Raw genomic sequence first — 10244 nt, 5'->3', positions numbered from 1 at the left:
ACCTTTGATCTTCATAAGACACCTATTCTGTATACGGCATAGGTCCATTGTGGGAGCGAGCCTGCTCGCGAAGAACGATTACGCGGTCAACCCTGCGGATCGAGGTTATCCAGCGCCCGATTCACCGCCAGATCCGCCAGCATGATTACCTGCTGGATACCCAACATCGTGCTGCGCTGTGGCCCGTCCAGGAACGTCGCGAAATCGCTGGCCATGACACTGGCGGACGCCAGGGATTCACAGGCGTGGGCCAGGAGGGTTTCGGTGTTGATGTTGGGGGCGACGCAAGGCGATGTAGCCTTGCTCCGAGTCCTGAGAAATTTCCTGCAACCACAAACCCCTGTAGCTCGCGCTGGGGCGCGAAGCGGCCCCGAAATCAGGCGACACGGTTTGAGCAGACACACCGCATTGAATGGATTTACGACTGCTGCGCAGCCGATCGGGACGGTGCGGCGATCCGACAAGCTCCCTGCCACAATAGCTGGTTCAATTTCTAAGTTATTCGCTAACTGTCAGGCCGCCATCGCTGGCAAGCCAGCTCCCACCATTGAATTGGGTGCATCCGCGAAAGCGAGGTCGGCTCGTAGGCCGCCATCGCAGGCAAGCCAGCACCCACATTTGATTTCCATAGGCATGGATGATGTGTTCGGCGCATTTCCACTGTGGGAGCGAGCCTGCTCGCGAAAATCGTTCAGGCAACGCGATCATTCGGGTAGCCCGCGTTATCGTTGACGTCCATCGCGGGCAAGCCTCGCTCCTACAGGGGAATGAGCACATCTGCCAAAGCCAGGCCGGCTGTCAGGCCGCCTTCGCGAGCAGGCTCGCTCCCACAATTGAACCGGGTACAACCGTGAAAGCCAGGTCGGCTCGTAGGCCGCCTTCGCAGGCAAGCCAGCTCCCACATTTGATTTCCATAGGCATGGATGATGTGTTCGGCGCATTTCCACTGTGGGAGCGAGCCTGCTCGCGAAAATCGTTCAGGCAACGCGATCATTCGGGTAGCCCGCGTTATCGTTGACGTCCATCGCGGGCAAGCCTCGCTCCTACAGGGGAATGAGCACATCTGCCAAAGCCAGGCCGGCTGTCAGGCCGCCTTCGCGAGCAGGCTCGCTCCCACAGTTGAACCGGGTACATCCGCGAGAACCAGGTCGGCCCGAAGGCCGCCTCGTTCACTGTTCTTCACCCTCCGGCACCACCTTGTTCTGCGTCAGGTACCGATCCAGGGTCGCCGAGCTGTCAGGCGTATTATCCCCGGCCACCTGCCACAACCGCCGTTCAATCCCCTGGGCCAGAAGGTGCCCCACCGCCGCTTCGATCGCCGACAGCACACACAACTGCGCCGGTTCGTTGGTGGTGTAGCCGACCTCGGCCTCAAGCAGTTTCTTGAACTCGATGAACTTGAACACCCCGGCGCTGCGGGCCACGGAGTAGATGGTCTTGCTGGTCATCACGTTGGCCAGCACCTGCCCGCTGCGTACATCCACGGCCCGCAGGTTGATCGTGACCTGGTCCACGCGATACTCCCGGGCGATGTCGATGCCCAGGTAGCGTGCCCCTTCCCCACCGCTCTTGACGTTGGTGTCGTAGGCGATGATCCCGCCTTCGAGCATCATGTTCGCCGCTTGCAACGGTGGCAGTTCAGACTGGATGTTCACCGGCGTATTGGGTTTTTTCTGCGAGGCGCGGATGATCTTGCGCTCGGTCAGCAGGTTCTGCAGCCCTTCGCGCTCCAGCACCACGAACCAGCCGCTGGCCTGCATGGCGTCCATCAGCATGCTCGCCGCGCCCTGGGTGACGCTGGTGGAAAACGAGCTGGCCGGGGTCGGTTTGTACTGTCCGGTCTGGTCACGGAAACCGTACACCACCGCCATTAACCGGCCTTTGGGCCGTGGCATGTTGAGCAGGTCGTAGTAGGTCGAGGCCCTGGGGGTCAGGGTCGGGATTTTGCTGTCCTGCTCCGCCGGCAACGGCTCGCGCAGACTGCACCCTTGTAATGCCGCCAACATCAGCCCTAGCGCAATTATTTTTTTCATGTCCTTAACTCCCCGTTGACCCAATGCCCCCTCAAGGGGCCAGGCCATTCACCTGGATTTCCGAAACTTCGCCGGTCGCTCGGTCGGTCACCACAATGGTCAGTGCCCCCGAGTCATCAACGACGTTGACGATGAACGCGTCAGTGGACAGGCTCCCCGTGTTGCCGGTGGAGATGTTGTCCAGCAATTGCCCCAGCAATCGCGATTGCAACTGACTGCTGAACCGCTCCAGGGCCGAAGTGCCGGTCAACGAGGCGCGGTCTTTCAAATCAGGGTCGTCGTAGTCGTTCTGCGCCTGGGCGTTGTTGAGCAGCCAGGTGCCGTTCAACGGGTTGCCGCCGAACGAGGGGTTGATGGGCGTGTAGACCAGCTCCGTGGCGTGGACCAGCCCGCAACCGCCGAGGCCGAGCAAGCACCAGCCGGTGCGCTGCAAAATCGTTTTCGTTTTCATAATTCGTCCCTCTCAAGGTCCGTGGTGTCCTGCAACAAGGCTTCCAGCTTGCGCTGGACAATCTGCCCGCGTACCCAGTCGGCGGCGTCATAGGCCTCGTCCTTGAGCTCCACGGTGTTCGGCGGCAGGAAACGCCGATAAACCAAACGTTGTTGATATTCCACGGTCACCAGGCTGCCCCAGCGAGCCGAAGGTCGTTCGCGTACCACCAGGTTGAAATCCATCGGGCTGGTGGCGCGCAGGCGTTCACTGAACGAGTAGTAAAAGTCGTGGCCGATGTGCGAGATCGTGTCGTCGATGATGAAACCCATCATTTCGTCCTCCTCGGCGGCCGAGGCCACGGAGGTGCTCAACACCAGGATCAATGCCAGGCAGAAACGGTTCATGGCTGCAACGCCTGAGGTGCGGTGGACTGGCCTTTCACCGGGCCCGAGGCACCGTCGAGAAAGGCCTTCTCGGCAACAAACTGCCAGTCCTTGTAACTGGCCATACCGTTGAAATCCGACCACTGAGTGGGGAAATCCGCCTGCTTCAGCGGCTTGTCCGTGGATGGGCTGCTGATGCCGGTGATGCGTCCGTCGAAGCCGCGCATCAGGAACCATTCGCCGCCGCCGATCGGGTCCGGGTACAGCTGGCGGATGTGATGTTTGGCGTTGGGATAACGCTCGTCCTGCAACAGGTCGACGAGTTCTTTCGGGTACTGGGCCAGGCCTGGCGAGCTGCGGTAGTAGCTGCGCAGTGCCTGGGCATATTGGGTGCCGACCCACAGCAACTGGCGTTCGCGGTCACGCTTGGCGGCAGTGGCCCATAACTCGCCGGCACTGGCCAGGCCCATGCCCATCACCATGATCAGAAACAGCACACCCAGGTAGGTGAAGCCGTCTTCTGCACCCGGCTTACCACTCGGAATAAAGGCTGCCATCACGCGCCCTCCCTTGGGCACCACTCTTGATATCGGCCACCCCGCCAGCCACGCCTTCGGGCGGTGCCACCAGGACCCAGGTGTCCTTGCGCTCGGCAATCGGGTCCATCGGCGGGTTGCGCAGGTAACGTTGTTCGATCAGTTGTTCGAGCGAATCGGGATAGCGCCCGGTGTCGCCGTAGTAGTGATCCAGTGCTTCGCGCATCGCCGACAGGCTCTGGCGCAGGGTGGTCTCTTTGGAGGCCTCCAGGCTGTTGAAATAGCGTGGCAAGGCGATGGTCATCAGGGTGGCGATGATTGCCATGACCACCATCAGTTCCAGCAGGGTAAAACCCTTTTCCCGGCGCATATGCTCACCACTCCCGATAGGCGATGCCGTTGAGACCCTTGCCCCGGGCCTTGGAGTAAACGTCGAAGACGTCCTCGCCATCCCGTGGATTTTCAGCCGTACTGTCATAGGAGCGCAGGCCCCAGCCGCCTTCGTCGTCACGCTTGACCGGTGTCAGCGGGTCATGGGGCAAGCGCCGCAGGAAATAGAACTTGGCGCCCTTGGCACTGCGCACGTCACGCACACCATCAACCAGCACTTTCAGGTTCGGCGGGTAGCCGCTGCTGTTCAGCGACTTCTCGATATAGCCCGCGTCGAAAGCGCGTTTGTAGGCGTCGATGGCATCGCGGATCTGGTACAGCGCAGTGCGCAGCTCCTGCTCTTTGCCCCGGCGCACCACGGTCTCGGTCAGCGGTGCGGCCATGCCGGCCAGCAGGCCGATCAGGGCCAGCGTCACCACGACTTCGATCAGGGTAAAACCGCGTTGCGAGGCGTTCATGATCAAGGCTTCCCGACGCTGACTTGCACGTTGGTGGCGACTGGCTGACCGATGGACTTGGGCTGTACCGAAGGCTTGGTTTGTACCGAAGGCTCAGGTTGTTCCGAAGTCTGCAGCCGGCGGTCAGGCGCCTGGATGTGCATGCTGGTTTCGGTGCCGGTGGTGAACTCCATGTCCGAGGGGCTTTGGTACGGCAGGTTGCGCACCACTCGCGGCGTGATCGACAGCACCAGTTCCGACTTGCCGACCGTGTCCTTGTTGCTGCCGAACAGGCGGCCCAGACCCGGGATATCACCCAGCCCCGGGATCTTGTTGCCGGTGGCGCCATGGTCGTTGCGCATCAGGCCGGCGAGGATCTGGGTTTCGCCATCATGCAGACGCAGGGTGGTCTGGGCGTTGCGGGTATCGACCTGCACCGGAATCGTGCCCTGGCGGGTCGGCTCCAGCGGTGTGGCGTTGCTGACCTCCAGCGCGACCTTGATCGCCACTTCGTTATTCAGGTGCACGGTCGGCTGCACTTCCAGTTTCAGACCGACATCCAGGTAAGTCACGCTTTCGGTGATCACCGGTCCCTGGGTCGACGGCACCGAGGTGGCGCTGATGATCGGTACGCGCTGACCGATGTGGATCCGTGCCTGTTCGCGGTTGCTGACGCGGATCACCGGGCTGGCCAGGGTGTTGATGTCGTTGTCCTGGGCGTTGATCTTGGCCTGGGGCGATGGCGAGATGGTGATCCGGCTGGAGTTGATGCCCTTGAGTTGATCAAGAAGGGTCACCGCCGAACCGTCGCTGTTGACCACGCCGAAGGTGTTCGGCCATTGCAGGCCCAGGTCGAGAATGCGCTGGGTGGCGACTTCCATCACTTCCACTTCCAGCACCACTTCAGGGTTGGACTGATCTTGGGATTGCAGGAGCTTTTCCGCCATGCGGATGGCGTCGCCGGTGTCACGCATGGTCAGGGTATTGAGGCGCTCATCGACGAACACGTCGCGGGTCTTGAGCATGGTCTTGACCATGTTCAACGCGGTGTTGGCATCGATGCTGGTCAGGTAGAAAGTTCGCATCACCAGCTCTTGATAATCCTTGAGCTTCTGCGGCGAATCCGGGTAGATCAGCAAGGTGTTTTCGTTCACCACTTTCTGGTGCAGCTGATTTTGCTGGAGCAGCAGTTCCACGGCGTCCTCGATGCGCACGTCACGCACGAAGATGGTGGCTTTCATGTCCGGGCGCAGGTCCTTGTCGAAGATGAAATTCAGGCCGGCGACCTGGGACAACACCTCGAAGATGGTCTTCAGGTTGGCGTCGCGAAATTCCAGCGTCACCGGTTTGTCCAGGCGGGTGCGCAGTTGCGGGTACGCGACGACGTTGCGGCTCTGCACCAGGCGGACATTGCTTTGCAGTTCCAGGGCGCCTTCGTTGTTCGGGTCCAGCTCAAGGATCTGTTTGACCTGGCGGTCGGCGCCGTAGATGTCGCCGCGACGCAGGTCGCCACGGGCCAGTTCGAGTTTTTCGTCGAGGCTGCGCATGTGATCGAGCTGGCGGATGGCGTCCTGGGCACGACGGTTTTTCGGTTCGATGGTCAGCACCCGGCCGTAGGTCAGGCGTGCCGAAGCGAAGTCGCGCTGGGCACGGTCCATGTCGGCCTGGCTCAGCAGCGCCGTCACTGCCCGGGCACGGCCGCTGGTGAGCGCCAGGTGCAGCTCGGTGTTGCGAGGGTTCTCCCGCAACCCTTCCTCGATCCGGGCCAGCCCGGCTTCGTACTGACCCGACGCCATCAAGTCAGTGCCTTCTTCCTTGGCCACCTGCGCCGAACTGCAGGCGGCCAGCCCGGCACAGAAGCCAAGGCTGATCAGCAAACGGGATTTGTTCATTGCGCGCTCCCCACAGACAAGGTCTGGGACAAATGCAGAGGCAAATAGACCAGGCTCAGTTCCATGTCGGAAATCCCCTCGATCTTCCATGTTTCGTCGATCACATCCCCTTTACGCACGACGTAGATTTTCTCGCCGTTTTGCAAAAACACTTGCAGGTCGGTGCGGTCATCCATCCTGCCGATGAACTGGAAAGGCATTGGCGGTGCAGTGGGGACCTGCACCACCGGGGCTACATTGACGGGTTGTTCGGTGACGCTGGCCAGGGTCGGCGCCGCTTTCCAGCTGCGGGCGGCGAACAGATCGCCGGCCGGGCTCAGGTCCTTGATCGCCGTGGGCGCACCGGAGGCTTTCGCCGCCGGCAGCGCGCCATGGGTCTTGCCCTTGGCGGGCGCGGCCACGGCGACCACTTCAACGTCGCTGTCGTCGGCCGGCATGAGGTATTCGGGCAACCAGGTCAGCGCCGCGGCCACGCCGAAGAACGCCACCCAACCCACTGCACGTTTGCTGTTCATCATGACCTCGACAGGTAAAGGGTCATGCGGATCCGGCCATTGAGGTCGGTGTCGGCGATCTTTTTGCGCTGGAACTCCACGTCTTCCACCACCACCGCCGGCAACTGGCCGAGCAAGGCGTGCAGGAAGCGCCGCAGTTGCGGGTAGCTGCCACGCACCGGCAGCAGAATCTGATAGCGGGCCAGGTGCGTCTTGGGATCGATGCCCAGCGAGTACTCGCCCCGGGCCAGGGTGATGCGCTCCTGGGCGGCCAATGCATAGATCTTGTCGATGGCCACGGTCGCCTGGGGCTGCGATGGCAACTTGCTGCGAAAATCATCGAGCTGGCGTTGCGGCACCACCGGAGGGGCAACCGTGCCGTCCTCGACCTTGGCCAGGTACTCGTGGGCTTCGCGAGTCTGCTGGCTGATGGTTTGCAGTGACTGCCAATCCGGCAACAGGCCGGCCAGGCCCCAGGTCAGCGCCACAACCAGCAGGGCCAGTCCGGCCAGGCCAGGCACGCCGAGGCGTTGCAGGTATTCGTGGACGATCAATCTAGGGATTTGCATCGCCGATCTCCCAGGTAGCCGACAGGTTGAACCGGACCGGTTGCTCCGGCACGTTGGCGACGATTTCGTGGCTCAGCAGCGACACATCGGACAGCTCGTCGCTGGCTTCGAGGCGCTTGTGAAAGTCGAGCATGGCGTCCAGATCCTTTGCCTCGGCGCTGATGCGTACCTGGCCCTTGCGGGCGTCCGGGGTCAGGGTCAGCAAGGCAATGTTCTGGCGAGGCATGGCTTCGAGGGTCGCGAACAACTGTTCCCAGGGGCGGCGCAATTGCTGCGAGACCTTGCGCATTTCCGCCAGGTTCTGCGCCTGCTCGCGCGTTTCCGCCGGGGTCAGGCTGACTTTGGTGCCGGTATTGCCCGTGAGCACACGCTGGGCGGTCTGCAGGTGGCCCTGCTGTTGTTCGGCCTCCCCGCTCAGGTGTTGCTGAATCGCGATGCAGCTCAGCGCCAGCACCACGCCCCCGGCCAGCAGGCTCCAGCCCAGGGGCGTCGAGCGGCGGCGTGGCTGAAAGTCGAGCATCAGGGCGCGCATGTCAGGCCACCGCCCGGGACATGACGTACAGGCAATCGTGTACGGCTGTCCGGTCCTCTTCGAGGGTGCGCAGGTGCACACCGGGTACTTCAGGGTGCGAATCAATGCGCGCCGGGGCGTGCAGGTAAACGTTCAGTGGCCGTTCGCTGGTGGAGGCCTGCAATTGGCTTTCACGACCGATCAATGCGGTCAGTGCGGCATCGCTGTCGCTGCTGCCCACCGAACGCACCGATGCCCAGCGTCCTTCGCGGGCCACCAGCAGCACACTGCGCACCGGTTCGGCGACCACGAACAGGAAGTCCCCGGCATCGAAACTCTTATCGAAATGATTGAACGCCGCCATCAGGTACGGCTGCACCGAACGCAGGCGCAGGCCACGTCCGCCGGCCAGGCTGCGCAGGCGCTCCAGCAAGTCTTGCGGCAACGCGGTGGCGATACGGTCGTAGCCGGCGGGTTCGGCCGAGAGCACCAGGCTCCAGGGCTGGCTCGGCACCCCGTAGAGGTCTTCGAAGCACAGCCGGGCAAAGCCTTGCAGTTCGTCGGGGCTGCTGATCTGGTCGCTCCAGGGCACCAGGCAGAAACGGCTGAAGTGACCGGAGATCACCACGGTCAACTCCGCACCGGCGCGGGCATGCTCGCCCAGCAGGCGGTCAAGGGTTTCCAGGGCGACGGCCCAGGCCTGGAAACCTTCATCGATGTAGCCGACGCTGCCCAGCCACAGGGTTTGACTGCCCTGCCGCTGGCCGAGGCCGACACCATTGGCGCCGAGCACGGCGACGTAACGCTCACGAGATAAAAGTGACACGATTGATCTCCTCGAGAGTGGTCCGGCCTTGTTGCACCAGTTCCAGGGCAGACTCGCGCAGCAGGCGCAAGCCACGTTTGCAGGCGTGGGCCTTGATTTTCGAAATGGGTTGGCGCTCGACGATCATTTGCCGCAGCTCGTCGTCCAGGTGCAGCAGCTCGGCGATCGCACTGCGTCCGCGGTAGCCGGTGCCCCGGCAATGGCCGCAGCCCTTGCCATGCACGAAGTGGTAATGGGCGACCTGTTGCGGATCGAGCCCCGAGGCTTGCAGCTCTTCTTCGCTCGGCGTGTACGGGGTGCTGCAACTGGCGCAGACCAGGCGAATCAGGCGCTGGGCCAGCACAGCATTGAGCGCGGATACCAGGCTGTAGGGGTCGATTTCCATCTGGGTGAAACGGCCGATCACGTCGAACACGTTGTTGGCGTGGATGGTGGTGAACACCAGGTGCCCGGTGAGCGCCGATTGCACGGCGATTTGCGCGGTATCGGGGTCGCGGATTTCACCGACCATGATCTTGTCCGGGTCATGGCGCAGGATCGAGCGCAGGCCGCGGGCGAAGGTCAGGCCTTTCTTCTCGTTGACGGGAATTTGCAGCACCCCCGGCAACTGGTATTCCACCGGGTCTTCAATGGTGATGATCTTGTCCACGCCGTGGTTGATCTCGGTGATCATCGCGTACAGCGTGGTGGTCTTGCCGCTGCCGGTGGGGCCGGTGACCAGCACCATGCCGTAGGGTTCGGCGGCCAGGCGGCGCAGTTGGCGCAGGGTTTCCTCTTCGAAGCCCAGGGCCTGCAATTGCACGCCGCAAACCTTATCGGCCAGGTCCTGTTTGTCGAGTACCCGCAACACCGCGTCTTCGCCAAAAATGCTTGGCATGATCGACACCCGGAAGTCGATCTGCCGGCCGCTGATGCCGATCTTGAAGCGACCGTCCTGGGGCACGCGTTTTTCACCGATGTCCAGTTCGGCCATGACCTTGACCCGGGAAATCACCTGCTCGGCGAACTCGCTGCCCTGGATCTTGCTGATGTTGTTCAGCACGCCATCGATGCGGTATTTGATCACCAGGCCGCTGCCGGTGGTGCCCAGGTGGATATCGCTGGCGTGCATTTTCAGCGCGTCGTAGAGGGTCGAGTTGACCAGCTTGACCACCACGCTGGAGTCTTCGCTGATGCTGGTCAGCGACAGGCTTTGCAGGTTATCGGTTTCGGCATTGGCGTCGGCCTGGGCGTTGAGCGATTCCACGGCGTGGAAACTCTCTTCGTGACGCGCCAGGTAGGCTTTGAGGTCATCGGCATGCACCAGGTACAGCGGCGCGCCGTGCAGGCAATCGTCGATCCAGGCCAGGCGGGCCGTATCGAAGGGGTCGGCAAACACGCCGATGACCGCGTCGTCGTGACGCAGCAAGGTGAATTCGCGCTTGAGGCATTGGGCCAGGGTGACCCGGTCGAACACCGGGGTGGCTTGAAACAGGCTGTCGGTGTCGAGCACCGGATAATGCAGGGTCGCGCCCAGGCACTGGATGAAGGGCATGGGGGCCAGTTCGCACAGCTCCCCGAGGGCATCCAGAACCCGCTCGCCGGACGTGGCGGCCAGGGCACGCGCCTGGGCCAATTGCTCACTGGTAAAACGGGTGGGTACACACTCCAGCGGCACAGCATCGACGACAAGGGATAGACGGTCCATGGCTTGCTCTCCAACGCCCGGGGCTTTGAGCCCTGTCGGCGCGGCGAGCAATT

12 protein-coding genes and 1 pseudogene are annotated in these 10244 nt (G+C 62.4%); all 13 read right to left on the bottom strand.

All coding sequences use genetic code 11. The annotated features are described in order from the left end of the window. Window positions 1-86: 86 nt before the first annotated feature. A pseudogene (locus tag ACW9HW_RS17190) lies at window positions 87-281 on the bottom strand (DUF6124 family protein); the annotation flags it as partial. Window positions 282-1169: 888 nt separating this feature from the next. Next, on the bottom strand, window positions 1170-2033 hold the full coding sequence (locus tag ACW9HW_RS17185; protein WP_095193438.1) for a CsgG/HfaB family protein: 864 nt from the start codon (window positions 2031-2033) through the stop codon (window positions 1170-1172). Between the two features lie 31 nt (window positions 2034-2064). Next, window positions 2065-2484 carry a curli assembly protein CsgF gene (locus ACW9HW_RS17180; protein WP_095193437.1) on the bottom strand — a complete coding sequence of 140 codons (420 nt, stop codon included), beginning with the start codon at window positions 2482-2484 and terminating at the stop codon, window positions 2065-2067. Then, window positions 2481-2870: a curli production assembly/transport protein CsgE gene (gene csgE, locus ACW9HW_RS17175; RefSeq protein ID WP_095193436.1), complete on the bottom strand. Its 390-nt coding sequence runs from the start codon at window positions 2868-2870 to the stop codon at window positions 2481-2483. The genes ACW9HW_RS17180 and csgE overlap by 4 nt, the downstream gene beginning before the upstream one ends. After that, on the bottom strand, window positions 2867-3406 hold the full coding sequence (locus ACW9HW_RS17170) for a type II secretion system protein (RefSeq protein WP_095193435.1): 540 nt from the start codon (window positions 3404-3406) through the stop codon (window positions 2867-2869). Before ACW9HW_RS17170 ends, csgE begins: the two co-directional genes overlap by 4 nt. After that, a complete protein-coding gene (locus ACW9HW_RS17165; protein ID WP_095193434.1) occupies window positions 3381-3755 on the bottom strand; it encodes a type II secretion system protein in 375 nt (124 codons plus the stop codon). The genes ACW9HW_RS17170 and ACW9HW_RS17165 overlap by 26 nt, the downstream gene beginning before the upstream one ends. Before the next feature lie 4 nt (window positions 3756-3759). Further along, on the bottom strand, window positions 3760-4233 hold the full coding sequence (locus ACW9HW_RS17160) for a type II secretion system protein (protein WP_095193433.1): 474 nt from the start codon (window positions 4231-4233) through the stop codon (window positions 3760-3762). A gap of 2 nt (window positions 4234-4235) precedes the next feature. Next, entirely contained in the window at window positions 4236-6104 is a 1869-nt protein-coding gene (locus tag ACW9HW_RS17155) for a secretin N-terminal domain-containing protein (RefSeq protein WP_095193432.1), read from the bottom strand. Next, window positions 6101-6619 (bottom strand): hypothetical protein, encoded by a 519-nt coding sequence (locus tag ACW9HW_RS17150; protein WP_095193431.1) that lies wholly within the window; start codon window positions 6617-6619, stop codon window positions 6101-6103. The genes ACW9HW_RS17155 and ACW9HW_RS17150 overlap by 4 nt, the downstream gene beginning before the upstream one ends. Then, on the bottom strand, window positions 6619-7167 hold the full coding sequence (locus ACW9HW_RS17145) for a GspMb/PilO family protein (protein WP_095193430.1): 549 nt from the start codon (window positions 7165-7167) through the stop codon (window positions 6619-6621). The genes ACW9HW_RS17150 and ACW9HW_RS17145 overlap by 1 nt, the downstream gene beginning before the upstream one ends. Next, a complete protein-coding gene (locus ACW9HW_RS17140; protein WP_095193429.1) occupies window positions 7154-7699 on the bottom strand; it encodes a pilus assembly protein in 546 nt (181 codons plus the stop codon). Before ACW9HW_RS17140 ends, ACW9HW_RS17145 begins: the two co-directional genes overlap by 14 nt. Window position 7700: 1 nt before the next feature. Further along, entirely contained in the window at window positions 7701-8504 is an 804-nt protein-coding gene (locus tag ACW9HW_RS17135) for a hypothetical protein (RefSeq protein ID WP_095193428.1), read from the bottom strand. Then, window positions 8485-10191, bottom strand: a complete 1707-nt coding sequence (locus ACW9HW_RS17130) for a GspE/PulE family protein (protein WP_095193427.1) — start codon at window positions 10189-10191, stop codon at window positions 8485-8487. The genes ACW9HW_RS17135 and ACW9HW_RS17130 overlap by 20 nt, the downstream gene beginning before the upstream one ends. Between the last annotated feature and the right edge of the window lie 53 nt (window positions 10192-10244).

The sequence above is a fragment of the Pseudomonas sp. SDO5532_S415 genome, from assembly GCF_054071155.1.
This window is presented reverse-complemented; position numbering and strand designations above follow the sequence as displayed.